Genomic DNA, 24,127 nt, shown 5'->3' with positions numbered 1-24,127 from the left:
GCCTATCGGCGGACTTCGGCAGGCAATGCCCGGCTAAAGGTATTTTTGACTTACCAAAGCGATAGACCCGCGCAAACATGGAGTTGCGCGCCGCACGCGCTCGCCGCAAGATCAGGCTGCCCCGCATAGATCAAGGTGTTCGCCATTTGGGATATCCCATTGGCGATAGGGCTCGCATAGCCTTGCGAAAAAGGAGAACAAAAGACATGGAGCGTCAGAGAGCCGGCATCGAACTCTCGGGGCAACCCCTGGGATTCAGCGACCTGGTGCGGATCGGGGCGGGCGTTGCCCTGCCTTCGGCATCGGAAAACGGCATGGCGCGCGTACGCTTAGCGCGCAGCGTTCTCGAAAGCACGATTCAATCAGGCATGCCCGTCTACGGCTCGACGACAGGTGTCGGCGCCATGAAGGATGTCGAGTGGTCTCCGGAAGACCTCGATGCATTCAATCTCGGCCTCGTGCGCGCCCACCATTTCGGCACAGGTGCTCCCTTCTCCATGTCGGTCGTGCGCAATGCCATGGCGATCCGGGTCAATACCGCGCTCACGGGCCAGGTCGGTTGCTCGCGCGAGCTGATCGAAGCCTATCTGCAGCTGCTCAGCGCCGACGTCATCCCCGTCGTCCGCCGTACGGGCTCGATCGGCTGCGCCGATATCGGCCTGATGGGCCAGATCGGCGCTGTGCTGACCGGCGTCGGCGAAGCCGTCTATCGCGGCCGCCGCATGCAGGCAGCCGATGCCTTCGATGCAGCCGGGATTGCCCCTGTCAGAATGGCGCCGCGCGATAGCCTGGCGTCGCTCAGCGTCAATGCCGTCAGCTTCGCCGCCGCCGCAGAAACCACCCGCAACGCCGCCTCGGCGATCCGCGTGCTGCTTGCGACTGGCATGATGGCTGCCGGCGCGCTTGGCGCCTCGCGCGATCCATGGATTGCGGTGCGCCATGTCGGCACCGCTCGCGAGGCCCTCATCGGCGCCTGGCTCTGCAACGCGTCGGACGAGTGGCCCTGGCCGGTCGCGACCCATGTGCAGGACCCGCTGAGCCTGCGCATGATCGCCCAGGTCTTCGGCGCCGTCATCGAAAATCTTCTCACAGCCGGCCACAAGATCCTTGCCGCGACTGGCCGTTCGGACGACAACCCCGTTATCGTCGACGGTCGCGTAATGACGTCAGGCGGGTCTCTGCCGCTCGATGTCACCGTTCTCCTCGAGGCGGCGGTCATCTGCATGGCCCATGCCGCGCGCAACGCCTTCAATCGCTGCGTCCTGCTCGGCAACGGCCAGCGTCGCGGTTTGCCGGTCAATCTCGTTCCGGAAGGCAAGATCGCGACCGGCTTCGGCCCGATCATCAAGCTCGCCGGCGAAATCTTCTCGCGCGTTTTGTCCATGTCCAACCCAGTCTCGGCACAGTCGCTGGTGGTGGCGGGTGGCATGGAAGACGAGGCAGCCTTCCTGCCCCTGGTCATCGAGCGTTTCGAACGGCAGATGCGCGCGCTGAAGCGCCTCGCCGCTCTCGAAGCCCTGCTTTCGGCACAGGCCATGGATATTCTCGGCGACAAGCCGGAAGGCGTTGCGAAGATGCTTTACGATGTCGTTCGCAAGCATGCCGATTTCTACGTGGTCGATCGTCCGCTTTCGGCCGAAGTCGAAGCAATCGAAGAGGAACTCGCTTCCGAGGCGTTCATTTCGGAAATGATCGCTCACAAGCCGATCCTTGCCTATGATGACTTCTTCGCGCTCGGCTCGCTGGAGCGGGTCGAGGAGCGGCTTTATCGCGACAGCGTCGCTATCTGAACCAACCAACCGACTGCACCAACCGACCGGCGGAGAAAAGCACATGGCCGATTTCGATCTAGTTCTGCAAGGCACCGTGGTTTTGCCCGAACGCATCGTGGAAGCCGGCTATGTTGCCGTGCGAGACGGCAAGATCGCCGAAGTGGGCATCGGCGTGCCCCCGGCTGCGCGCGAACGGCATCTGTTGGGCAAGGCGCTGATCCTGCCCGGCGCGATCGACGCGCAAACCCACTCGCTGTCCCAGAAGGATCAGGAGGATTTCATCTGGTCGACGCGTTCGGCAGCCGCCGGCGGCGTCACCACCATCGTCGACATGCCCTACGACGAAGGCAATCTCGTCTGCTCGGCTGCATCGGTGAAGAAGAAGGTCGACCACGCCGCACCGCAGTCGCGCGTCGATTTCGCCCTCTATGGCACGATCGACCCGGAAGAAGGCCCGGCACGCATCGCCGAAATGGTCGAGGCCGGCGTCGCCGCCTTCAAATTCTCCACCTTCGGCACCGATCCAAAGCGTTTCCCGCGCATTCCGCCCGCCCTACTCGACGCCTGCTTTGCCGCGATCGCGCCAACGGGTCTCACCGCCGGCGTCCACAATGAAGACGACGAAGCGGTTCGCACCTATATGGAACAGGTGAAGGCGAGCGGCGTCACCGACTACCGCGCCCACGGCCTTTCCCGCCCGCCGATCACCGAGCTTCTCGCCATGCACACGATCTTCGAGACGGGTGCGGATACCGGCTGCCCGGCCCATGTCGTGCATTGCTCGCTCGGCCGCGGCTATGACATCGCCCGCGCCTATCGCCGCGACGGCTTCGAAGCGACGGTCGAATGCTGCATCCATTACCTGACGCTCGACGAAGAAAACGATGTGCGGCGTCTCGGCGGCAAGGCGAAAATTAATCCGCCGATCCGCCCGCGCGCCGAAGTGGAAACCTTGTGGCGCAAGGTGGCGGAAGGCAATGTCTGGCTCGTCTCGACCGACCACGTCAGCTGGTCGGAAAATCGCAAAACCAATCCGGACATGCTGGCGAACGCTTCCGGCGTGCCGGGACTGGAGGTCATGGTGCCGCTCTTCGTCAAGGGTGCTCTGGAACGCGGCGTGCCGCTCACCTGGGCCGCGAAGCTGATGGCGGAAAACCCTGCCAAGCATTTCCGCCTCGACCACATCAAGGGCGCGCTGACGCCGGGCAAGGACGCCGATATCGTCGTGCTGGAGCCACGCGAAATGGTTTATGACGCAGCAGCGAGCGGCAACAACGTCGTCGGCTGGAGCCCCTATAACGGCATCCGCCTCCCCTGGACTGTGTCGGCCGCCTACCTTAGAGGCAAGCAGATCACCGAGGGACAGAAGGTGCTGGCCGAACCCGGCTCCGGCAGCTTCGTGCGTCCCTTGCCTCGCCAAGTTCTTGCCGGAGATGCAGCCCGATGACCGACCCCAAGCGCCACAACCTGCCCGTCAACGCCGACCGCATCGCAGAGGATATCGATGCGCTGGCCGGCATTACCGAGCCGGATCATCCCTGGACGCGCCGCGCCTTTTCTCCGCTCTTCCTGGAAGGGCGCGCCTATATCGAGGCGCGCATGAAAGCCGCTGGCCTCACGACACGCATGGATGCCGCCGGCAATCTGATCGGCCGGCGCGAGGGCGCCAAGCCGGGCCTCGGCACGATCCTTCTGGGATCTCATTCAGACACCGTTCCCGATGGCGGCCGCTTCGACGGCATCGCCGGTACGATCGCCGCGCTTGAAGTCGCGCGCTCCTTGAAGGATCGTGGCATCGAACTCGACCATGATCTCGAGATCGTCGATTTTCTGGCCGAAGAAGTCAGCATTTTTGGCGTCTCCTGCATCGGCAGCCGCGGCATGACCGGGCAAATCCCCGAGGCATGGCTTAGCCGCACGAGCGGCGACCGCACGCTTTCGCAGGGCATTGCCGAGGTCGGCGGCGATCCCTCTGTGCTACTTTCCCAGAAGCGGCCGGATCTCGCCGGCTTCCTCGAGCTGCATATCGAGCAGGGCCCTGTGCTGGAAGCCGAGAACAAGGATATCGGCATCGTCACCGCGATCGCCGGCATCACCCGCATCGAAATCACCGTGGAAGGCCGCGCCGACCATGCCGGCACGACGCCGATGGACCGCCGCGCGGATGCGCTGGTGGCAGCCTCGCAGCTGGTCCTCGACATTCGCCGACGCGCGGCTGAACAGGCAAAGACGCCGGGCCATTTCGCAGCCACCGTCGGAGAATTCCGCATCGAGCCGAATGCCGCCAATGTCGTGCCCTCGAAGGTCGTGCTGCTGATCGACGGCCGCGCCGAGATCCGCAGCGACATGGAAGATTTCCTGGCCTGGATCGACGGCGAGGTGAAGACCATTGCCGCCGATTTTGGCGTCACGATCAATACGCCCGTGCGCGTCTCCGACAACATGCCGACCCCCGGCGCGCCGGTGCTGCTCGAAACGCTCGAGCGCGCCTGCGAGACTGTCGGCGCCAAGCATCGCCGCATGGCTTCCGGCGCCGGCCACGACACGGCCTGGATCGCCAAGGTCGCACCTGCCGCCATGATCTTCGTGCCCTGCAAAGAAGGCCGCAGCCACTGCGCCGAGGAGTGGGCAGAGAATGACGACATCGCCATGGGCGCCGCCGTTCTTTTCGAAGCGGTGCGCGACATGGACAAGAACCTCAAACAGAACCGGGAGTAGTCAATGGGACGCGTACTCGTTGCCAAGGATGTGGAAGCGGCCGTCAAGGGCGGCTCCGTTTACGCCGCAGGCGGTGGCGGCTGGGCCGATCACGGCCGCATGCTCGGCTATGCGGCCGTCAATGTCGGCAAGCCGGAGCTGGTGTCGATCGACGAACTTGATGATAACGACTGGATCGCGACGGCAGCCGCCATCGGCGCGCCGGCCTCCACGACCCCCTGGGAAATGCAGGGCATCGACTACGTGAAGGCCGCGCAGCTGCTGCAGGACGAACTTGGCGAAAAGCTTTCCGGCCTGATCATCGGCCAGAACGGCAAGTCCTCGACGCTGAACGGCTGGCTGCCATCGGCCATTCTAGGAACCAAAGTAGTGGACGCGGTCGGTGACATTCGCGCCCATCCGACGGGCGATATGGGCTCGATCGGAATGGCCGGCTCGCCGGAGCAGATGATCCAGACCGCCGTCGGCGGCAACCGCGCCGAAAACCGCTATATCGAGCTGGTCGTGAAGGGTGCGACGGCGAAGATTTCGCCGATCCTACGCGCGGCGTCCGACCAGTCCGGCGGCTTCATCGCCTCCTGCCGCAACCCCTTGCGCGCTTCTTACGTCCGCACGCATGCGGCGCTCGGCGGCATCTCCATGGCGCTTTCGCTCGGCGAAGCGATCATCGAGGCAGAAAAGAAGGGCGGCAGCGCCGTCATCGACGCCATCTGCAAGACGACCGGCGGCCATATCCTGGCCGAAGGTACGATCACGAAGAAGGATGTCGTCTACACGAAGGAAGCCTTCGATATCGGCACCGTCACGGTCGGCTCAGGCGACAAGGCTGTCGTCATGCACGTGATGAACGAGTACATGGCCGTCGAAGATACCGGTGGCAAGCGGCTCGCGACCTTCCCCTCCGTCATCACCACGCTGTCGCCGGAAGGCGAGCCCTTGAGCGTCGGCCAGCTGCACGAGGGCATGAAGGTTTTCATCCTGCATGTGCCGATGGATATCATTCCGCTGTCTGCCAGCGTGCTCGACCCCACGGTCTATCCCTCCGTCGAAAAGGCGATGGGGATCGAGATCGCGAAATACGCGCTGGCCAGCAAGAAAGGCTGAGAAGCGCAGGAGGCTTGAATGGCCCGCGACGCCGGTCTCGAAGAATTGCTGAGAGAAGAGCTCGGGGAACAACCCGGGCTCAGCGAAAAAGCGATGTTCGGCGGCTGGGCCTTTCTTCTCAACGGCCACCTATTCTGCGGCGCCCGTGTCGACGGGATGCTGATCCGTCTCGGCAAGGGCAACGATAGCTGGGCGCTGGAGCAGCATGACGTCAGAACCATGTTGATGGGCGGCCGCGAGATGAAGGGGTGGCTGCGTGCCGGGCCGGAAGCCTATGGCAACGACATGCTGCGCAAGCGGCTGCTTCTGGCCGCGTTGGACTTCGTCGAAGGCCTGCGGCCGAAATAGCCGGGCTACCGAAACAACAAGGAAAACAGGGAAGGGAAATCCATGCCGAAAGCCAATCCACGTCACCCGAAATTCCCCATTCCGGGCGGCCCGGAGCTGCGTGCCAAGGGCTGGCGGCAGGAGGCCCTGCTGCGCCTGCTCGAAAACGTGCTCTCGGTCGGCGAAGATCCCGACAATCTCATCGTCTACGCAGCGCTCGGCAAGGCTGCCCGCAACTGGGCGGCGCATAAGGGGATCGTCAAGGCGCTGATCGAAATGGATGAGAACCAGACCCTGCTCATCCAATCCGGCAAGCCGATCGGCCTCATCCGCACGCATGACAAGGCGCCGCTCGTCATCATGGCGAATTGCAACATCGTCGGGCAATGGGCAAAGGCCGAGGTGTTCTACGAACTGCAGCGCAAGGGCCTGATCTGCTGGGGCGGCCTGACGGCCGGCGCCTGGCAATATATCGGCAGCCAGGGCGTGATCCAGGGCACCTATGAAATCTTCATGCGCATCGCCGAACGTCGCTTCGGCGGCGATCTCTTCGGTCGTTTCGTGCTGACCGCCGGTCTCGGCGGCATGGGCGGCGCACAGCCGCTTGCCGGCCGTATGGCGGGTGCCGCAATCCTCTGCGTCGATATCGATGCGGAGCGCGCCAGAAAGCGCCAGGAAATCGGCTATCTGCAGGAAATCGCCCCGGACCTCGATTCCGCGCTGGCGATGATCGACGCTGCGGTCAAGGAAAAGCGGGCACTTTCCGTCGGCCTCGTCGGCAATGCGGCCGAGATTTATCCCAAGATTGCACGCCGCGGCATCGTACCCGATATCGTTACCGACCAGACCTCGGCCCACGATCTCGTCTATGGTTACGTGCCGAAGGGCATGAGCCTCAGCCAAGTCAAGGACCTCCGCGACGACGGTCAGGGCCAGCTGATGGCCGCAAGCCGCGCCTCGATCGTCGAGCATGTGAAGGCCATGCTGGATTTCCAGAAAAAGGGCTCCGAAGTCTTCGACAACGGCAACCTGATCCGCACGCAGGCGAAGGAAGGCGGCGTCGCGAACGCCTTCGATATCCCGATCTTCACCGAAGCCTATCTGCGGCCGCTCTTCTGCCGTGCCATCGGCCCCTTCCGCTGGATGGCGCTTTCGGGCGAGGAAAGCGATATCGCCCGCATCGACGATCTGCTTTTGGAAATGTTCCCGGACAACAAGATCATCACCAACTGGATCAAGCTTGCCCGCGAGCACGTGCCGTTCGAAGGCCTGCCGGCGCGTATCGCATGGCTCGGCCATGGTGAGCGCACCGCACTTGCCCGCCGCGTCAACGAGCTTGTCGCAAGCGGCGAGCTGAAGGGTCCGATCGCATTTTCGCGCGACCATCTGGACGCCGGCGCCATGGCGCATCCGAACATCATGACCGAGGGTATGAAGGACGGCTCCGACGCCATCGCCGACTGGCCGCTGATCGACGCCATGATGCTCTGCTCGTCGATGGCCGACCTCGTCGTCGTCCATTCCGGCGGCGGCGGCTATGCTGGCTACATGACGAGCTGCGGCGTCACCATCGTCGCAGACGGCACGGCGGCTGCCGACGAACGGCTCGACCATGCGCTGACCAACGACACGGCGCTCGGCGTCATGCGCTATGCCGATGCCGGCTATGAGGAAGCGCTGGACGAAGTTGCGAAAAAGGATGTGCCCTATATCAGCTTGAAGTAAATTTCCAAATCTGCGTCCGCAGCCGCTTGCATTGTCACCAAGTGGCTGCGTTGCTATTTTCGAAATGGCACGGACAGTTGGAGACAAAATTTGCCTGATTGCCGCCGCGGAACGCTGGATGGAATTTACACCGCGTTCCTCAAATCATGGCGGCGGCAGTTTGGGAGCATCGAACTCGATGACCCTCGACCGATAGCAGATGAGGCGCCCTACACATTCTTTTTGCCTCTCGACGAGGAACTGGACGCCCTGAAGCCCGGGGACTTTGCCAAGCTTATTGTACGAAGTATCCCACCTAGCCCCATTTGTAGTGCTGAGAGGTTATGGGCCAGGATATCATCGATATCGGGCCTATCGATGACTGGGATAATAGACAATCATCCTTACGACATCCCGCAATTGAGCATTGGTGCCCAAATTGCCTTTGAGCGAGATCACGTCGTGGCGGTCGATTTTCTCGGCGATGGCCCCGTCATCGCTCCGGAAAGATCTCGTTGTGGGTATTGGGAACATTGTCTCGTTGACAAGAGCGTGATCGAAAAACGATCGCGTGTTCAGTTTCTCTATCGCGAGGAGCCGGATCTTATCCGTGAAAATGACCGATTTCCCGACAGCGGCTGGCGTATTCGCGGAGATGAGGCTTTTGGAGAGGAAGCAATTGCCGACACTGTCTCTTATGTGGCGCTCGGTGTCGTCCTGAATGCCGATAGCAGCTGGTTGCATCTTATCGATGCGCCGATCGGGAGTGTTTTTACTCGCGATGCAGTTACCAACAGCTTTGTGCCGGCTCCCTAAGTGCCACGACGCCGAAAGCTACGACGGATGGCTTAACGGACTATTCCGAACCGCCGATAGCCGTTAAGGTCCGAGGTCAGAAATGACCCTGAGAGTTGCCCGTGATCCCCTGGACGTTACTTGATACTGCGAAAATCCCCGGTGGTGGTGAGCTGCGGCTGAAGCAGCGCGGCCAGGAATTTTCCATCATGCTAGGTACCAACGAGCTGATGAACAGCCGCCTGAGCGGCTCCGAGCGCGCGCTTGCGACGCTTTCCTGTGAGAAAATCAAGGGCCGGAAGGCACCGCACATACTGATCGGCGGCCTCGGCATGGGCTTTACCTTGCGCGCGGCTTTAGGCGAACTCGACACGGACGCCAAGGTTACGGTCGCGGAACTGGTTCCGGCCGTCGTGACCTGGGCACGCGGGCCGATGGCGACGGTCTTTGATGGCTGCCTCGATGATTCTCGTGTGGCCATTCATGAGGGCGACGTGCGCCCCCTTATCCGTGCCCGCAAGGCGGCCTACGATGCCATCCTGCTCGACGTCGATAATGGTCCCGATGGCATTACGTCGGAGGCCAATGACGGCCTATACGACTATCAGGGCCTGAAGGCGGCACGCGATGCGCTTCGCCCCGGCGGCATTCTTGCCGTCTGGTCTTCAGGACCCGATGAGCGCTTCACGAAGCGCCTGCGCGATAGCGGTTTTGTGGCCGAGGTGGTCAACACGCGCGCCAACGGCAAGACAGGCGCGCGTCACGTCATCTGGTTGGCCACCAAGAGCTAAGCCTCGCGCTAAAGATAGCGCGTTTCCTCCGGCGCGCGATCGTAGCGATCGTCGCGGCCGTCGAAATAGCCCACGGGAAGCGAGGCGAGTTCCTCGTCGGTGGTGTCGTCCAGACAGCTGACGCTGATCGCGTAAAATTTGCCGCCGAGTGCGGGATTTTCCCCCTGGTTGAAGGAGCTGATGCCGCAGGTCTTGCAGAAGAGGTGATGCAGGATGCGCGGGCCAAATTGATATTCGCTGATGTTGCCCTCCCCCGAGGTCAGGCGGAAATCGGCGGGCGTGGCGACAGCCAGCCAATTGCGCTTCTTCCTGCAGATCGAGCAGTTGCACTTGAAGGTGCCGCCCTGCAGATCGAGATCAGCTTCGTAAGCGACGGCGCCGCAATGGCAGCTTCCATGATAGGTCTTCTTCATCACTCTCATCCTTCCCTTGAGGTGGCTTCCGCGTAGGCGACATATTTGTCGAGGGCCTGCTCCCAGCCGCCGGTCTGCAATCTCAGTTCGGTATCATCGGGCAGTTCGACCTTGCGGAAGACGAGGCGTGTCTTCTCGCCGAGCTCTTGAAACTCCACAGTCACCTGCATCGGGTGGCCGGGTTTTCCATCCTGGTTCTCCCAGGCAAAGGTAAAGACGAGGCGCTCGGGCGGGACGATCTCCAGATAGCGACCGTGGCTCCAATACTCCTTGCCCTCCTGCGTCAGAATGCAATGCCGCCAGGCGCCGCCCTCCCTCAGATCGACGGAGACCGATGAGGCCTTCGTGGTCTGCGGTCCCCACCAGCGCATCAGATGTTCCGGCTCGGTCCAGAGACGAAACAACAGGGCGCGCGGCGCGGCAATATCGCGGGTCAGCACGATCTCGCGCGGCGGCCGCATGCTGCCGCCCTCAGTTGCTGGGGTCATTCTTTCCTCCCTTTTGCAATAGCGCTGCATAGGCTTCCAGGCGATCGAGATTGTCGTTCCAGAACTGCCGGTAGCCTTCCAGCCAGTCATCCACCTGTCGCAGCGGCTTCGGCTCCAGCCGGCAGGGCCGCCATTGCGCCTCCCTACCCTTCGAGATCAGGCCGGCCTTTTCCAGCACCTTGAGATGCTTGGAGACGGCGACCAGCGACATGTCGAAAGGCTCGGCTAGTTCGGAAACGGATGCCTCGCCGGTCGCCAACCGCGCGAGGATTGCCCGGCGGGTCGGATCGGCGAGGGCCGAGAGGGTCATGCTCAAAGTATCCATGCGGATCATTAAACCATAAAGTTAATTAACTTATAGGTTTAATATAGGCCGTAATCATGCTCTGTCAAGAAGCGGCGGCTGGCGAGCAATCTCAGGAAATGATGTTGGATACTTCGATCAGATTCTGATCCGGATCTCGGAAATAAACCGAGAGAATCGGACCGGTTGCGCCGGTCCGGCGCACGGGGCCTTCCTCAATCGCGACGCCCTCGGTCTGCAAGTGAGCGATGATATCATCGAGCGGCGTGGCGCTGATGAAGCAGAGATCGGCCGAGCCCGGCGTCGGCCGTTCAGCTTTCGGCTCGAATTCGTGGCCGGCGCGATGCAGGTTGATCTTCTGGTTGCCGAAGGTCAGAGCCTTGCGGCCCTCCCCGAAGGTTTCGACACCCATGCCGAGAACGCGTGCATAGAAATCGCAGCTCTCATCGATGCTCGCGACCGTGAGGACCAGATGATCGAGATGGTCGATGCGGATCATGGCAGCCTCCGGCCTCAGCGACGCGCCAGCCTGGCAACGGCCAGAGCGCTGACGAGGCATAGTGCAAGCATGATGAGGATGAAGGCAACCACGGCATTCCAGCCATCGGCAAGCCAGAAGTAACCGCCGAGCGAACCGGCGATACTGGAGCCGAGATAATAGGCCAGCAGGTAGAGCGAGGAGGCGTGTCCCTTGAAGCCGCGGGCAAGCCGACCCACCAGTGCACTGGCGACGGAATGAGCCATGAAGAAGCCGATCGTCACCAGGACGATGCCGAGAATGATCAGCGGCAGCGAACTGGAAAGCGTCACTGCCGCACCGACCGCTGCGATGAGCACACCGATCGGCAGCACGATGAAATGGCCGATGCGATCACCGAGGAGGCCTGCGGCCCAGGAAGCGACGATGCCGAAGAGATAGGCGGTGAAGATCAGGCCCAGCTCGGTCTGGCTGAGATTATAAGGCGCGGCGACGAGGCGGAAGCCGGCATAATTATAGACCGTGACGAAAGAACCCATGACCAGAAAGGCGATGGCAAAGAGAAATGGTAGCGCCGCATTGCCGAAGTGACCGCCCCAGGCCTTTACGTGAAAGCCGGCATCGAAGCCCTTGCGCGGGGTGAAATTGCGCGACGGCGGCAGCAGGTAAAGAAAGCCGACGGCGGCGACCAGACCGAGAATGCCGACCGTTGCCAGCGCCGGGCGCCAACTCAGATATTCCGCGATCGTCCCCGTCACGACGCGACCGGCCATGCCGCCAAAGGCGTTGCCGGCGATATAGAGACCCATGGCGCCGCCAAGGCCGCGCGGCTCGATTTCCTCAGCCAGATAGGTCATGGCGACAGCCGGCACGCCGCCCAGAAGAAAGCCTTCGAGCGCACGGACGGCCAGCAGCATATGCCAGCTCGGAGACACCGCGCAGATGATCGTACAGATGGCCGCGCCGAGCAGCGAGACGAACATCAGACTGCGGCGGCCGAGACTTTCGGAAACGGCGGCGGCGCCGAAGATCGCAAAAGCCAGGAAGCCGGTGGAAAGCGACAATGACAGCGAGCTTGCGGCGGGCGTGACACCGAAATCCTGAGAGAAGATCGGCATCAGCGGCTGCACGCAATAGAGCAGCGAGAAGGTGGCAAAGCCCGAGAGAAAAAGCGCGATGGTGGCGCGGCGGAAGGCAGGCGTGCCGCGTGTCAGGAACTGGCGAGGCTCCACCGGCGGCTCGCTCTTGACGAGCGTCAATTCGGGACCTGACGGAACTTCGGAAGCAGTGATTTCCTGCTTGCCAACGGCGCGAGACATGGGGCACCCAACCTTTCTTTGTCTCAATCTAGTCAGATCGCCTCCATTAGTCCAATATATGGAACAGGCAATCTCAATAGCTTTTGGAGATAGCGTTGGAGCTACGTCATATCCGCTATTTTCTGGCGCTTGCGGAAGTGGGGAACTTCACCCGCGCGGCCGCCAATCTCGGCATCGGCCAGCCGCCGCTCAGCCAGCAGATCCGGGATCTGGAAAACGAGGTGGGCGCACAACTGTTCCACCGTGTGCCGCATGGTGCGGAACTGACGGCCGCCGGAGAGGCCTTCCTCACTGAAGCGAGAGCGGCTGTCGATGCGGCGGAAAAGGCAAAACTTGCCGCACAGCGCGCCAATCGGGGTGAGATCGGACGTCTTTCACTTGGGTTCACCGCATCTTCGGCCTTCAACACCATTGTCACGGCGACCATCCGCGAGTTTCGGGGACACTGGCCGGAGGTGCGATTGTCGCTGACCGAGATGAACACCAATGCGCTGATGGAACGGCTGATGCGCGGAGAGATCGACGCGGCTTTCATTCGCCCCGGCTTCGAAGATCCCAGAGATGTCCGGCTGAAGCGCTTTGCCGACGAGCCGATGCTGATTGCACTGCCGGCCCATCATCCGCTGGCAAGTCAGGAACGCGTCCCGATCGCGGCGCTCGCGGGCGAGCCTTTCATTCTCTTCCCACGCATGGTGGGTCTTAGCCTCTACGACGATATTGTCGGGGCCTGCCGCGAAGCCGGCTTCGACCTCGTGGTGACGCAGGAGGCGCCTCAGATCCCTTCAGTCGTCAATCTCGTCGCCGCCAATCTCGGCGTTTCCATCGTCCCGGCCTCCATCTCGCAGATCAAGCTCGATGGCGTCGCCTACCGGCCGATCGACGGACCGTCCGTCGTGGCGCGTCTCGGCCTTGCCAGCCTCAAGGCGCAGCGATCGCCCGTTATTGCCAATCTCATGAGCCTGATAGCGTAACTAGCCCCTCTCCCAATAGGGCGGATCGCCAAAGGCCTTCTTCAGATGATCGGCCATCGCGCGGAGTTTGGCCGAGGGGTTACGCCCCTCCGGATGGGCCATGAAGATGAATTCCGGCTCGGGCCGGTAACCGACATCGATTTCAACAAGCCGCCCCTGCTTGACCGAGGGGTCAGCGATGAAGGCCGGCAGCAACGCAATGCCGAGCCCGGCGATCGCTGCATCGTGAAGGACATCGCCGTTGTTGACCCCGAGTGCCAGCTTCGCACGAATGACGACAGCGCCATCCGGCCCCTCGAAACGCCAGTCGGCGACGCCGCGATTGGTATAAAAAATACCGCGGTGATCTTCGAGATCGGAGAGCGACGCGGGTTTGCCCTGACAGCTGAGATAATCCGGCGATGCCACGAGAAGACGGCGGCTGCGGGCGAGTTTCCAAGCGATGAGACGCGAGTCGGCAATCAGACCATGACGGATGATCGCATCATAGCCATCCGAGGCGGCATCGACCCGGCGATCGTCGAGATCGAGCGTCAGCTCGATTTCAGGATGCTCGGCAAGAAACGGATAGAGGGCCGGCCCCAGATGCAGGCGCCCGAAGGTGACGGGCGCGGCGATGCGCAGAGGCCCCATCAATGTGCCGCGCCGTTCTGCAAGATCGGCGGCTGCCTCGCGAACCTCCTGCGCGATGCGGGTCGCGCGCTGAAGGAAGGCGGCGCCATCCTCCGTGAGAGTCAGTTTGCGGGTCGTGCGGTGAAGCAAGGTTGCCCCCAGCGCCTTCTCCATTTCCGAGAGGCGCTCGCTGACGACAGATTTCGACAGGCGCAGACGCCGCGCCGCCTCGCTGATCGAGCCGGCCTCTGCTACGGTCACAAACGTCGCAATCCCTTCGATTTTCAACATCGTTCGGCAATTCCGAATTCGAATTCCATTATCTACAGACTAATCCGAACGATCGGAAAAGGCCATCTTCCACGTATCGGACAAACCGAAACATATGTCCTCACACAGGAGATGGAACAATGAACCGCTTGAATGGAAAAGTCGCAATCGTTACCGGCGCAAGCTCCGGCATCGGCCGCACCACCGCGAAGCTGTTTGCCGCTGAAGGCGCCAAGATTATCGTCGGTGCTCGCCGGGCGGCAGAGCTGGAAAGCCTTGTCGACGAAATCAAGGCTGCCGGCGGCGAAGCTGCCGCACTGGCCGGCGACGTACGCTCGGAAGATTACCACAAGGCGCTGGTCGCCCTTGCCGTCGAGAAATACGGCAAGCTCGATATTGCCTTCAACAATGCCGGCACGCTCGGCGAGGCCGGCCCAAGCACAGAGGTTTCGGAAGCAGGCTTTGCCGACGCATTGACGATCAACCTTACCGCATCGTTCCTGGCCGCGAAGCACCAGATTGGTGAAATGGTCAAGCACGGCGGCGGTTCGGTGATCTTTACGTCGACCTTTGTCGGCTACACCGTCAGCTTCCCCGGCGTTGCCGCCTATGCCGCCAGCAAATCCGGCCTGATCGGCCTCACACAGACGCTGGCAGCCGAATTTGGCCCGCAGAATGTGCGCGTCAACGCCGTGCTGCCGGGTGCCGTCGATACCGATATGTATCGCGAAATGAACGATACCGCGGAGAAGCAGGCGTTCATCACCAATCTGCATGCGCTGAAGCGCGTTGCCGGTCCTGAAGAAGTTGCCCGCTCAGTCTTGTACCTCGCTTCCGATGACGCAAGCTTCGTCAGCGGCACGGCTTCGCTCGTCGATGGTGGCCTTTCGATTACGCGCACCTGATTGCGGCTTGCCGACGCAACGATCGCGCCGGCCACTTCGGAGGATGGACATGATCCCGCAAAACATGAACTGGTTGCGGGATCAACCTGCCGGAACGATGTGAAAGGACAAGGACGGGCCACAGAACTGACGTGCGGCCGTTACCATCAGAACATCGTGTTGCTGTTCTTCGACGTCTCGGGGATCGGTTGCACCGAATCCCAGTGTTCCTGGATCTTGTTGTCCTCGACCCGGAAGATATCGACGATAGCGCTGCCACGGTCGCCGGGCTGGCGCACGGTATGGACTCGCAGGATCACATAATCGCCATCGACCATCACGCGCTTGATCTCGCTCTTCGACTGCGGATAGTTCTTCTTCAGGTACTCGAGGAAACCACGCAAGCCTTCAGGACCATCGGCGGCCATCGGATTGTGCTGGATGTACTTTCCGAGATATTGGGAGGCCGCGTCGAAATCCTTGTCGTTCAGCGCCTTCTGATAGAAATCCAGAACGATCTCCTTGTTCTTCTGCTCTTGCGGCGAGTAGGCACGCTCGGCGAAGGCCGGCATGGCGGCGGCCAGGATTGGCAGGGCGATCATCGCGACTTTCATCAGTTTCAAGGCGTTGCTCCTTTGGTCGTTAACGTGTTCACCTTTGTCGAGGCCAAGGGTCCGCGCAAATGACAAGGGCGTGAGGCCATCGTGAACTCTGCCGGAAACAGCGCGAAAGGACGGCCAACAACCGTATTGAAAGAATGCCGCGATTGCCTATGACACACCAAAGGCTTAGGCTAATCGACAAAAGAACAGGCGACGGGTTCAGGCATGGTTCTCGCAGGAAAGCGCATCCTTCTCATCATCTCCGGCGGGATCGCGGCTTATAAGAGCCTCGACCTCATTCGCCGATTGCGAGAGCGCGGCGCAAGCGTGCGGCCCGTCATGACTTCGGGCGCACAAGAATTCATCACGCCGCTTGCTGTCGGCGCGCTGGCGGCTGATCATGTCTTCACCGATCTGTTTTCACGTCAGGACGAGCAGGATGTCGGCCACATAAGACTGGCACGCGACTGCGATCTCGTGCTGATCGCACCGGCGACTGCCGATCTGCTCGCCAAAATGGCCAACGGGCTTGCGGACGATCTCGCCTCCACGATCCTGCTCGCGACAGATCGACCCGTGCTTGCCGCCCCCGCCATGAACCCGAAGATGTGGGCACATGCGGCGACCAGGCGCAACGTCGACACCTTGCGCGGCGATGGCATCGTTTTTATCGGCCCCATGACCGGCGAGATGGCCGAAAGCGGAGAAGCCGGCGCTGGTCGGATGGCCGAGCCACTCGATATCGTCGCGGCCGCCGAGAGACGGCTGGATGACGGCGCCAAGCCGCTTGCCGGCAAGAAGGTGATCGTCACGTCCGGGCCGACGCATGAGCCGATCGACCCCGTGCGGTACATCGCCAACCGTTCGTCCGGACGACAAGGCCACGCCATTGCGGCAGCGCTTGCAGGCCTCGGCGCCGATGTCACTCTCGTCTCCGGCCCCGTCACCATACCCGATCCGGCCGGCGTCAATGTCGTGCATGTCGAACGGGCGGACGAAATGCGCGACGCCGTGCTTGCGGCTCTTCCCGCCGATGTCGCCGTGATGGTGGCGGCGGTGGCGGACTGGCGTGTCGCCTCGGCATCGGACCAGAAGATCAAGAAGCATCCGGGCGAGTCGATCCCGACGCTGGCGCTCACGGAAAACCCCGACATTCTGAAGACCGTCGGCCATCACACGCAGCGACCGAAACTCGTCATCGGCTTTGCCGCCGAAACACAGGATGTCGAGAGCAATGCCCGCGCCAAGCTGGAGCGCAAGGGCGCAGACTTCATCGTTGCCAACGACGTCTCGCCCGCAACCGGCATCATGGGCGGCACGCGAAACCGCGTGAAGATCATCAGCCATGCCGGCGTCGAACAGTGGCCCGATCTTGACAAGGATGAGGTGGCGACCAGGCTCGCGTCCCTCGTCGCCACACGATTCAAGCAGGGATAGCCGTCACCGCTTCTCGCTCAACGCGCGCACGCTCTTGCGGCTGGAAAGGTGTCACGTGGACGCCGGTATCGTCGATCACGACAGCGCTGCCGTCGGGGATTTCGTGCCAGGCATCGACATCGTCGTTCAAGGGCTCTGAAACGATGCAATTGCCGGACCCGACAGGCGAGGCATAGAGCGTCGGCGCCTTGCGGTCTGTCGCGTAACGGATGGCGTACAGCGACTTGCCGTCGGAGAAGGCCGCCGTAAAGCGCACCAGCACCGAGTCGATCAGCTGCAGGGAAAGATCCTCGACGAAGCCGATGGTTTCGGCCATCGCGGAGATCGGGTTTGAAGCCATGCCGAAATGCAGTGCCAGCAGGAACAGGAGCTCGGAATCCGTCGTGCCGCTGCGAGCATGAAACAGCCGGTCATCGAGGATGGCTTCCATCGGCCGGCGCAGGCGGTCGAAATTGGAAATCTGGCCATTGTGCTGGAAGGACCAGTTCTCGAAGACAAAGGGATGGCAATTGTCGCGCCGCGTGCCGCCACCGGTCGCGGCGCGGACATGAGCGAGAAAGAGCGGCGAGCGGATCTGTCGCGCCAGGCTCTTTAGATTGCAGTCGGACCAGGCCGGCAGGATATCGCGGTAGCGCCCGGGCTCCGGCCGATCCCCATACCAGGCAATGCCGAAACCATCGCCGTTGGTGGCCGTTTTGGCGCGCGTGGCGCAGTGCGATTGCTCGACCAGGGAGTGGGCAGGCGAAGACACCAGCTCCTCCAGATAGAGGGGGTCTCCACGATAGGCTGCCCAGCGACACATGCGTCTTCTACTCCGATTCCCGCCGTGTTTCCTGTCCCGCGGGAGAATGGCAAATCTTGGACGATTGTTTATGCGAAATGGGTAATAAACTCTTAATTTTCCCAGCCGACGCAGGCAAGATGACAGATATTTGACGCTTCGTCCGATCACGTTTTGCATCGCAACATTTTCTTCGTGAATCCCGGCGCCATAGGGCTTTTCGTCCAGCTGTGCCGAGATGAGGTCGTCGATGCGACAATAAGTGCGAAGCTCTTCGGAAGTTAAGCCCTTGCATCGGCTCAGATTTGAGCTACGTTTATCTTGTCTGAAACGTAACGAAAGGAAGGTGATCCAATGTCTAGTGAGATTTCGGTCTTTGTATACGGCATGGAAATGGTTGTGAGCTTTGCGAGGCAGCCCTCGCACTAATCAACACCTTCCCGAAGCGCTTGCCGCTTCAGGCCAGTTACGGGCCAAAGCTCATGGGGGGTCGCTAGCGCGGCCCCTTTTGCATTTCAAGTTATCGTGGCTATTGATCGCTGCCGTACAGAGCTGCGGCAAATTCGTTTTTTTCCTTGCCGAATGAGATCAGCGCCTTAGCTAATGCAGCATGTCTTCTCAGGAACAGCCCGAACAGGGTGACGCCAAACCGGGGCCGCTGAAAGAGCCTGCCCTTACCGCACTCTCATTGTATCCGCAGGACTGGGCTCTGTTCCTCGACATCGATGGAACCTTGCTGGATCTGGCCGAAAGGCCGGAGGCGATCGTCGTGCCAGACCATCTTCCCGGCGCGCTTCACGCCATCTCTCGCCAACTCGGCGGTGCGCTGGCATTGGTGACGGGACGCGCCATCGAATTCGTCGACCCATTGTTCGCCCCGTTCCGCTTTCCCGTTGCAGGCCTGCATGGCGCGGAGCGGCGTGATGCGGGCGGACGGCTGCGGCGCGCGCATATTCCACCGGCTTTTCAAGAGATGAAGCAGGTCATCCAGCATGAAGCCGCAGCTTGGCCCGGCTCCATCGTGGAGGACAAGGGGGCCGCCGTTGCGGTTCATTTCCGGCATGCTCCGGCCTATCAGGCCGAGATCAATGAGGCCATGCAGCACCATCTGGAGGAAGCCGGTCCGGACTGGAACCTGCAGCACGGCAAGATGGTGATTGAAATCTGCCCATCTCACGCCAGCAAGGGGCATGCCGTCGAAGCATTTCTGGCCGAATCTCCTTTCGAAGGACGCCGCCCGATCGCGATCGGCGACGATGTAACGGACGAAACGATGTTCGCCGTCGCCAATCGTCTTGGCGGCCAGTCCGTGCGGGTCGGAGAGAACGACCGAAAAACGCTGGCGCGTGCATCCATTGGCTCGCCTGCGCGTTTAAGGGACGTGCTGGGAACGCTCATCAAGTAATACACCGATCATCCCGGTGTCTCCCCGGCCTTCTCGAAAGGAAAAATTCGTGAGTCGACTCATCATCGTTTCCAACCGCGTGTCCGTGCCCGACCATAAGGGCGCAGCAGCTGCCGGCGGCCTTGCCGTGGCACTGCAGGCTGCACTTGCCGAACGCGGCGGGATCTGGATGGGCTGGTCCGGCAAATCGAGCGGCGAGGCCGAGCCGGAACCGCTGCAGATGACGCAGGACGGCAATATCACCTATGCCCTCACCGATCTCACACAGACCGATGTCGAGGAATATTATCAGGGCTTTGCCAACCGCGTGCTCTGGCCGATCTGCCATTACCGGCTGGACCTTGCCGAATATGCCCGCAAGGAAATGACCGGCTATTTCCGCGTCAACCGCTTTTTCGCCCATCGGCTTGCGCCGCTGATCGAGCCCGACGACATCATCTGGGTTCACGATTACCATCTCATTCCGCTCGCCGCAGAACTCAGACAGATGGGCTTGAAGAACCGCATCGGCTTCTTCCTGCACATTCCGTGGCCACCGGCCGACGTGGTGCTGGCCATGCCGGTGCATGCGGAAATCATGCGCGGTCTTTCCTCATACGATCTGCTCGGTTTCCAGACGGATCACGATCTCGAAAACTTCGCGGGCTGCCTGAAGCGCGAGGGTATCGGCATCGAAAAAAGCCCTGGTCACTTTAGCGCTCATGGCCACGATTTCCGCGGCGGCGCTTATGCCATCGGTATCGAAACGGCGGCTTTCGCCAACTTTGCCCGCAAGGCAGCGTCGCACAGCATGGTGCAGAAGATGCGACAGAGCATCGAGGGCCGTGACCTCATCCTTGGTGTCGACCGGCTGGACTACTCTAAAGGCATCACCCAGCGCATCGATGCCTTCGAGCGCTTCATCACCAACAATCCCGCCCATCAACGGACCGTCACCTATCTGCAGATCACCCCGAAATCACGCTCGGAGGTGCCCGAATATGAGGCGATGCAGAATGCCGTCGCCGAGCAGGCCGGACGGGTGAACGGAGCCATCGGCACTGTGGACTGGGTGCCGATCCGCTATATCAACCGCTCAATCAGCCGTCCGATCCTGGCCGGTCTCTACAGGCTCGCCAAAGTCGGCCTGGTGACACCGCTGCGAGATGGCATGAATCTGGTGGCAAAGGAATATGTCGCGGCACAGGACCCGGAAAACCCTGGCGTGCTCGTGCTGTCACGGTTTGCCGGTGCAGCGCGAAAGCTCGACGGCGCTCTGCTGGTTAATCCCTATGATGTCGACGGCACGGCCAATGCCTTGGCGCGTGCGGTCAACATGCCGCTGCAGGAACGGCAGGAGCGCTGGCGCGGCATGATGGATTACCTGCTGGAAAACGACGTGTTGCACTGGTGCGAAACATTTCTTGCCGATCTTACGGCCGAGTAGGCGTTGGCGGCTAAACGACCGCCGCCTCCGAAAGCAGCCATTGCGCCAATTGCTCCGCCTCCGGATTTGCGGAGGCCGGCGGCAACAGCCAGTAACCGCGCTCCGGCGCCTCCAAGATCGGGCCGGCCGTCACCAGCGTGCGAGCGGCCAGCAGGGAATCGACTAGGCCCATCCAGCCGATGGCAACACCTTGCTCGCTGAGCGCCGCCTGCACGACCAGCGAATAGGTATTGAAGCGCAGATCGCCGCGGCCGGCATAGGCATCACGGGCGATGCCGAAGCCCGCAAAATAGCTCTCCCAGTCGAACCAGGGCGATGGTGTCTCCGAATCGAGATGGACGAGCGTCGTGGCCGCAAGCTGCGAGGGGCCGGTGAAAGGGCCGTGTCGCTCGGCAAATCCCTTGGTGCAGATCGGCACAACCTTTTCCGGCAGAAGCAGGGTCGCCGCAGCACCGAACTCGTCACGCGTGCCGAAGAAGACGGCAATATCTCCGCTTGCCGGTGCGCCGCGATCCAGCCGCTGCGTGGCGACGATCTGAATATCGACTTCGGGATGGAGCAGGCGGAACGCATGCATGCGCGGGATCAGCCACAGCGCGGAAAAGGCATAATCCGTGCGCAGGCGAACGGACGGGCGCTCCGCCTCCAGACGGAAACTGCGCACCAGATTGTCGACGCCGCCGACGGATTTCTCGACGATCTCGAAGAGCCGCTGCCCTTCCGGCGAAAGCTCGACGCCGCGATGCTGACGGAGAAACAAGGAGACACCCATCTGCTCCTCGATGCGACGAATCTGGTAGCTGACGGCGGGTTGCGTCAGCCCAAGCACCGATGCGGCGGCGGACAGACTGCCCGAACGCCCGACTTCCAAAAATATCCGCAGCCAGCCAAGATCGACCAAACGCTCAGCCATAAAATTTCCTTTTGGGATCCATCGAAAAATGCCTGCTTCACAAGCTCAACTCTAGTGATGTTCAATAAAATAATCCAATAACAAGAGGGAACATCGTCATGCGCATGTCTGCAATGGGTCGGCTCACCGCCGGCGCTCTTCTTTCCGTCTTTTCCTTTGCCGGCATTGCCCGGGCCGATGGCGACAGCTGCAAGACCATCCATATGTCGGACCCCGGCTGGACCGACATCACGTCGACCAATGGCGTGACCGGCGTCCTGCTGACCGCGCTCGGCTACGAGCCCGACATCAAGACACTCTCGGTGCCGATCGGCTACCAGGCCATGAAGACGGGCGAGGTCGACGTGTTCCTCGGCAACTGGATGCCGGCGCAGAAGGCCTTCGTTGACGATCTCAACAAGGCGAAGGCAGCCGAGGTGCTGAACCGCAATCTGCAGGGCGCGAAGTTCACGCTCGCTGTCCCGACCTATGTTGCCGACAAGGGCATCAAGGACTTTGCCGACCTGCAGAAACATGGCGATGATTTCGGCCGCAAGATTTACGGCATCGAGCCGGGTGCGCCGGCCAATGCCAATATACAGAAGATGATCGACGCCAACGACTTTGGCCTGAAGGGCTGGGAGCTTGTCGAGTCGAGCGAACAGGCCATGCTGTCGCAAGTCGAGCGCGCGTCCAAGGACAAGCAAGCGATCGTCTTCCTCGCCTGGGCGCCGCACCCCATGAACGAGCGCTTCAAGATCGCCTATCTCTCCGGCGGCGACGCCTATTTCGGCGCGAATTACGGTGGCGCCGAAGTCTATACGCTGGCACGCACCGGCTGGGCCGCCCAATGCCCGAATGCCGCCAAGCTCTTCCATAACCTGACCTTCGACATCGGCATGGAAAATTCGCTGATGGGCTCCATCCTCGGTGGCGACAGCGCCAAGGACGCAGCCACGGCCTGGCTGAAGGCGCATCCGGATGCCTTGACGCCTTGGCTTTCCGGCGTCACCACTATGGACGGCAAGCCCGGCCTCGATGCCGTCAAAGCGGCCATCGGCCTCTAATTTCTGCGAAAGACGTTCAGATGTCCCGTCCGAATATCCTCATCCTCATGGTCGATCAGTTCAACGGGACATTCTTTCCCGACGGCCCGGCCGAATTTCTGCATGCTCCGGTCCTGAAAGCTTTGGCAAAGCGCTCCGTGCGCTTTGCCAACAGCTACACGGCAAGCCCGCTCTGCGCGCCGGCGCGCGCCTCCTTTATGTCCGGGCAGTTGCCGAGCCGCACGCGCGTCTACGACAACGCCGCCGAATTCTGCTCTGATATTCCGACCTTCGCGCATCACCTGCGTACAGCCGGCTATCAGACGGCGCTTTCGGGCAAGATGCACTTTGTCGGCCCCGACCAGATGCACGGCTTCGAAGAGCGACTGACGACAGACATCTATCCGGCCGATTTCGGCTGGACGCCGGACTACACGAAGCCCGGCGAGCGCATCGACTGGTGGTACCACAATCTCGGCTCGGTGACTGGCGCGGGCACGGCCGAGATCACCAACCAGATGGAATATGACGACGAGGTTGCCTATCACGCCAACCGCAAGCTTTACGATCTCTCCCGCCGCCAAGATGAAAGGCCCTGGTGCCTGACGGTCAGCTTCACCCATCCGCATGATCCCTACGTCGCGCGCCGTCGCTTCTGGGATCTTTACGAAGATTGCCCGGCGCTCGACCCGCAAGTCGGCGAAATTCCCTTTAATCAGCAGGATCCGCATTCGCAGCGGCTGATGAAGGCATGCGACCACACCGCCTTCGACATCACGCCGGAGCAAATCCGCCGGGCTCGGCGCGGCTATTTTGCCAATATCTCCTACGTCGACGAGAAGATTGGCGAGATCCTGGAAACGCTCGAGCGCGGCCGCATGGCCGACAATACCATCGTCGTGTTCGTCTCCGACCATGGCGATATGCTCGGCGAGCGCGGGCTCTGGTTCAAGATGAACTTCTTCGAGGGCTCGGCTCGCGTGCCGCTGATGATCGCAGCCCCCGGATGGCAACCGAAGCGGATCGACCAGCCTGTGTCGACGCTCGACGTGACGCCGACCCTGGCAGCTCTCGCCGGGATCGACATTGCCTCGCTGCGCCGCTGGACCGACGGCGAAGACCTGACGCCTCTTGCTCTGAACACCGGAAGCCGCAGCCCTGTGCCGATGGAATATGCGGCCGAAGGCTCCGAAGCGCCGCTCGTGGGGCTGCGTGACGGCCGCTACAAGCTGACCCTTTGCGAGCTGGATCCGCCGATGCTTTTCGACATCGACGCGGACCCGAAAGAATTGACCAATCTCGCGCGCGATCCTGCCTATGCCGAAACACTCAATCGGTTGACGGCGCAGGCCATGGAGCGCTGGAACCTCGCAAACTTCGATGCCGCCGTGCGTGAAAGCCAGGCACGTCGATGGGTTGTTTACACCGCGCTGCGCAACGGCGCCTATTATCCGTGGGATTATCAGCCACTGCAGAAAGCATCGGAGCGGTACATGCGCAATCACATGGACCTCAACGTGCTCGAAGAGAACCAGCGCTATCCGCGAGGCGAATAGGATTTCGGTAGCCCATCGCCAGTTGAGGCGGT

General features: G+C 61.5%; 23 protein-coding genes and 1 pseudogene. 15 read left to right on the top strand and 9 right to left on the bottom strand.

Going from position 1 to position 24,127, the window contains the following annotated elements; genetic code table 11:
* The first annotated feature begins 206 nt into the window (after positions 1-206).
* The 8 genes and pseudogenes from HGP17_RS18090 to HGP17_RS18055 all read left to right on the top strand — a co-directional run bounded on the left by HGP17_RS18090 (position 207) and on the right by HGP17_RS18055 (position 9,211).
* A complete protein-coding gene (locus HGP17_RS18090) occupies positions 207-1,790 on the top strand; it encodes an aromatic amino acid lyase (protein WP_168811471.1) in 1,584 nt (527 codons plus the stop codon).
* Between the two features lie 43 nt (positions 1,791-1,833).
* Positions 1,834-3,219, top strand: coding sequence for an amidohydrolase family protein (locus HGP17_RS18085; RefSeq protein ID WP_047628384.1), 1,386 nt, complete (start codon positions 1,834-1,836; stop codon positions 3,217-3,219).
* Positions 3,216-4,510 (top strand): annotated as a pseudogene (locus HGP17_RS18080) (Zn-dependent hydrolase); the annotation flags it as partial. The gene HGP17_RS18085 and the pseudogene HGP17_RS18080, both read left to right, overlap by 4 nt.
* On the top strand, positions 4,494-5,594 hold the full coding sequence (locus HGP17_RS18075) for a DUF917 domain-containing protein (protein WP_168811467.1): 1,101 nt from the start codon (positions 4,494-4,496) through the stop codon (positions 5,592-5,594). The pseudogene HGP17_RS18080 and the gene HGP17_RS18075, both read left to right, overlap by 17 nt.
* Positions 5,595-5,612: 18 nt before the next feature.
* Entirely contained in the window at positions 5,613-5,942 is a 330-nt protein-coding gene (locus HGP17_RS18070; protein ID WP_168811465.1) for a TfoX/Sxy family protein, read from the top strand.
* Positions 5,943-5,984: 42 nt separating this feature from the next.
* A complete protein-coding gene (locus HGP17_RS18065) occupies positions 5,985-7,646 on the top strand; it encodes a urocanate hydratase (protein WP_168811463.1) in 1,662 nt (553 codons plus the stop codon).
* Positions 7,647-7,736: 90 nt separating this feature from the next.
* A complete protein-coding gene (locus tag HGP17_RS18060; RefSeq protein ID WP_168811461.1) occupies positions 7,737-8,441 on the top strand; it encodes a DUF2185 domain-containing protein in 705 nt (234 codons plus the stop codon).
* A gap of 101 nt (positions 8,442-8,542) precedes the next feature.
* Positions 8,543-9,211, top strand: a complete 669-nt coding sequence (locus HGP17_RS18055; RefSeq protein ID WP_168811459.1) for a hypothetical protein — start codon at positions 8,543-8,545, stop codon at positions 9,209-9,211.
* A gap of 8 nt (positions 9,212-9,219) precedes the next feature.
* On the opposite strand, the gene HGP17_RS18050 is transcribed toward HGP17_RS18055, so the two are convergent.
* From HGP17_RS18050 to HGP17_RS18030, 5 genes are all read right to left on the bottom strand, one after another.
* Positions 9,220-9,624: a GFA family protein gene (locus HGP17_RS18050; RefSeq protein WP_168811456.1), complete on the bottom strand. Its 405-nt coding sequence runs from the start codon at positions 9,622-9,624 to the stop codon at positions 9,220-9,222.
* A gap of 5 nt (positions 9,625-9,629) precedes the next feature.
* Entirely contained in the window at positions 9,630-10,112 is a 483-nt protein-coding gene (locus HGP17_RS18045; RefSeq protein WP_168811454.1) for an SRPBCC domain-containing protein, read from the bottom strand.
* On the bottom strand, positions 10,096-10,437 hold the full coding sequence (locus HGP17_RS18040) for a metalloregulator ArsR/SmtB family transcription factor (protein ID WP_168811452.1): 342 nt from the start codon (positions 10,435-10,437) through the stop codon (positions 10,096-10,098). The genes HGP17_RS18045 and HGP17_RS18040 overlap by 17 nt, the downstream gene beginning before the upstream one ends.
* 91 nt (positions 10,438-10,528) lie before the next feature.
* The gene (locus HGP17_RS18035; RefSeq protein WP_168811450.1) at positions 10,529-10,915 is read right to left on the bottom strand and encodes a VOC family protein; all 387 of its coding nucleotides are present in this window, start codon (positions 10,913-10,915) and stop codon (positions 10,529-10,531) included.
* A 14-nt stretch (positions 10,916-10,929) separates the two neighbouring features.
* On the bottom strand, positions 10,930-12,213 hold the full coding sequence (locus HGP17_RS18030) for an MFS transporter (RefSeq protein WP_168811448.1): 1,284 nt from the start codon (positions 12,211-12,213) through the stop codon (positions 10,930-10,932).
* 95 nt (positions 12,214-12,308) lie between these two features.
* Here HGP17_RS18030 and HGP17_RS18025 point away from each other — a divergent pair, with 95 nt between their 5' ends.
* Positions 12,309-13,184, top strand: coding sequence for a LysR family transcriptional regulator (locus tag HGP17_RS18025; protein ID WP_168811446.1), 876 nt, complete (start codon positions 12,309-12,311; stop codon positions 13,182-13,184).
* On the opposite strand, the gene HGP17_RS18020 is transcribed toward HGP17_RS18025, so the two are convergent.
* Complete coding sequence (locus HGP17_RS18020) at positions 13,185-14,087, bottom strand: LysR family transcriptional regulator (protein ID WP_168811444.1); 903 nt, start codon at positions 14,085-14,087, stop codon at positions 13,185-13,187.
* Positions 14,088-14,206: 119 nt separating this feature from the next.
* Here HGP17_RS18020 and HGP17_RS18015 point away from each other — a divergent pair, with 119 nt between their 5' ends.
* Complete coding sequence (locus HGP17_RS18015; RefSeq protein WP_168811442.1) at positions 14,207-14,971, top strand: SDR family oxidoreductase; 765 nt, start codon at positions 14,207-14,209, stop codon at positions 14,969-14,971.
* Positions 14,972-15,117: 146 nt separating this feature from the next.
* Here the strand turns inward: HGP17_RS18015 and HGP17_RS18010 are convergent, their stop codons facing one another.
* Positions 15,118-15,564 carry an ester cyclase gene (locus tag HGP17_RS18010; RefSeq protein WP_205926041.1) on the bottom strand — a complete coding sequence of 149 codons (447 nt, stop codon included), beginning with the start codon at positions 15,562-15,564 and terminating at the stop codon, positions 15,118-15,120.
* A 213-nt stretch (positions 15,565-15,777) separates the two neighbouring features.
* Between HGP17_RS18010 and coaBC the strand changes: the two genes are divergently transcribed.
* Positions 15,778-16,989, top strand: coding sequence for a bifunctional phosphopantothenoylcysteine decarboxylase/phosphopantothenate--cysteine ligase CoaBC (coaBC, locus tag HGP17_RS18005; protein WP_168811438.1), 1,212 nt, complete (start codon positions 15,778-15,780; stop codon positions 16,987-16,989).
* On the opposite strand, the gene HGP17_RS18000 is transcribed toward coaBC, so the two are convergent.
* Positions 16,976-17,791 (bottom strand): class II glutamine amidotransferase, encoded by an 816-nt coding sequence (locus tag HGP17_RS18000; RefSeq protein ID WP_168811436.1) that lies wholly within the window; start codon positions 17,789-17,791, stop codon positions 16,976-16,978. The genes coaBC and HGP17_RS18000 overlap by 14 nt on opposite strands.
* A 589-nt stretch (positions 17,792-18,380) precedes the next feature.
* Here HGP17_RS18000 and otsB point away from each other — a divergent pair.
* Positions 18,381-19,175, top strand: coding sequence for a trehalose-phosphatase (gene otsB, locus HGP17_RS17995; protein WP_168811413.1), 795 nt, complete (start codon positions 18,381-18,383; stop codon positions 19,173-19,175).
* 49 nt (positions 19,176-19,224) lie between these two features.
* The gene (otsA, locus tag HGP17_RS17990) at positions 19,225-20,601 is read left to right on the top strand and encodes an alpha,alpha-trehalose-phosphate synthase (UDP-forming) (RefSeq protein ID WP_168811411.1); all 1,377 of its coding nucleotides are present in this window, start codon (positions 19,225-19,227) and stop codon (positions 20,599-20,601) included.
* Positions 20,602-20,611: 10 nt separating this feature from the next.
* Here the strand turns inward: otsA and HGP17_RS17985 are convergent, their stop codons facing one another.
* Positions 20,612-21,514 (bottom strand): LysR family transcriptional regulator, encoded by a 903-nt coding sequence (locus HGP17_RS17985; protein WP_168811409.1) that lies wholly within the window; start codon positions 21,512-21,514, stop codon positions 20,612-20,614.
* Between the two features lie 113 nt (positions 21,515-21,627).
* Here HGP17_RS17985 and HGP17_RS17980 point away from each other — a divergent pair, with 113 nt between their 5' ends.
* Both HGP17_RS17980 and betC read left to right on the top strand, forming a co-directional pair.
* Positions 21,628-22,560, top strand: coding sequence for a choline ABC transporter substrate-binding protein (locus HGP17_RS17980; protein ID WP_168811979.1), 933 nt, complete (start codon positions 21,628-21,630; stop codon positions 22,558-22,560).
* A 20-nt stretch (positions 22,561-22,580) separates the two neighbouring features.
* Positions 22,581-24,095 carry a choline-sulfatase gene (gene betC / locus HGP17_RS17975; protein ID WP_168811406.1) on the top strand — a complete coding sequence of 505 codons (1,515 nt, stop codon included), beginning with the start codon at positions 22,581-22,583 and terminating at the stop codon, positions 24,093-24,095.
* The last annotated feature ends 32 nt before the right edge of the window (positions 24,096-24,127 follow it).

The sequence above is a fragment of the Rhizobium sp. P38BS-XIX genome (assembly GCF_012641435.1).
Lineage (GTDB): Bacteria > Pseudomonadota > Alphaproteobacteria > Rhizobiales > Rhizobiaceae > Rhizobium.
Note: the sequence above shows the minus strand (reverse complement) of the source record. Positions and strands in the feature narration are given on the sequence as shown.

Bases quoted from the DNA above. Each gene is read 5' to 3' on its own strand.
- HGP17_RS18045 (WP_168811454.1), bottom strand. From the start codon at position 10,112: ATGACCCCAGCAACTGAGGGCGGCAGCATGCGGCCGCCGCGCGAGATC.
- HGP17_RS18010 (WP_205926041.1), bottom strand. From the start codon at position 15,564: ATGAAAGTCGCGATGATCGCCCTGCCAATCCTGGCCGCCGCCATGCCG.
- HGP17_RS18065 (WP_168811463.1), top strand. From the start codon at position 5,985: ATGCCGAAAGCCAATCCACGTCACCCGAAATTCCCCATTCCGGGCGGC.
- HGP17_RS18015 (WP_168811442.1), top strand. From the start codon at position 14,207: ATGAACCGCTTGAATGGAAAAGTCGCAATCGTTACCGGCGCAAGCTCC.
- HGP17_RS18020 (WP_168811444.1), bottom strand. From the start codon at position 14,087: ATGTTGAAAATCGAAGGGATTGCGACGTTTGTGACCGTAGCAGAGGCC.
- HGP17_RS18090 (WP_168811471.1), top strand. From the start codon at position 207: ATGGAGCGTCAGAGAGCCGGCATCGAACTCTCGGGGCAACCCCTGGGA.
- coaBC (WP_168811438.1), top strand. From the start codon at position 15,778: ATGGTTCTCGCAGGAAAGCGCATCCTTCTCATCATCTCCGGCGGGATC.
- HGP17_RS18070 (WP_168811465.1), top strand. From the start codon at position 5,613: ATGGCCCGCGACGCCGGTCTCGAAGAATTGCTGAGAGAAGAGCTCGGG.
- HGP17_RS18050 (WP_168811456.1), bottom strand. From the start codon at position 9,624: ATGAAGAAGACCTATCATGGAAGCTGCCATTGCGGCGCCGTCGCTTAC.
- HGP17_RS18075 (WP_168811467.1), top strand. From the start codon at position 4,494: ATGGGACGCGTACTCGTTGCCAAGGATGTGGAAGCGGCCGTCAAGGGC.
- HGP17_RS18040 (WP_168811452.1), bottom strand. From the start codon at position 10,437: ATGGATACTTTGAGCATGACCCTCTCGGCCCTCGCCGATCCGACCCGC.
- betC (WP_168811406.1), top strand. From the start codon at position 22,581: ATGTCCCGTCCGAATATCCTCATCCTCATGGTCGATCAGTTCAACGGG.
- HGP17_RS18000 (WP_168811436.1), bottom strand. From the start codon at position 17,791: ATGTGTCGCTGGGCAGCCTATCGTGGAGACCCCCTCTATCTGGAGGAG.
- HGP17_RS18030 (WP_168811448.1), bottom strand. From the start codon at position 12,213: ATGTCTCGCGCCGTTGGCAAGCAGGAAATCACTGCTTCCGAAGTTCCG.
- HGP17_RS18035 (WP_168811450.1), bottom strand. From the start codon at position 10,915: ATGATCCGCATCGACCATCTCGATCATCTGGTCCTCACGGTCGCGAGC.
- HGP17_RS18085 (WP_047628384.1), top strand. From the start codon at position 1,834: ATGGCCGATTTCGATCTAGTTCTGCAAGGCACCGTGGTTTTGCCCGAA.
- HGP17_RS17985 (WP_168811409.1), bottom strand. From the start codon at position 21,514: ATGGCTGAGCGTTTGGTCGATCTTGGCTGGCTGCGGATATTTTTGGAA.
- HGP17_RS17980 (WP_168811979.1), top strand. From the start codon at position 21,628: ATGGGTCGGCTCACCGCCGGCGCTCTTCTTTCCGTCTTTTCCTTTGCC.
- otsB (WP_168811413.1), top strand. From the start codon at position 18,381: ATGTCTTCTCAGGAACAGCCCGAACAGGGTGACGCCAAACCGGGGCCG.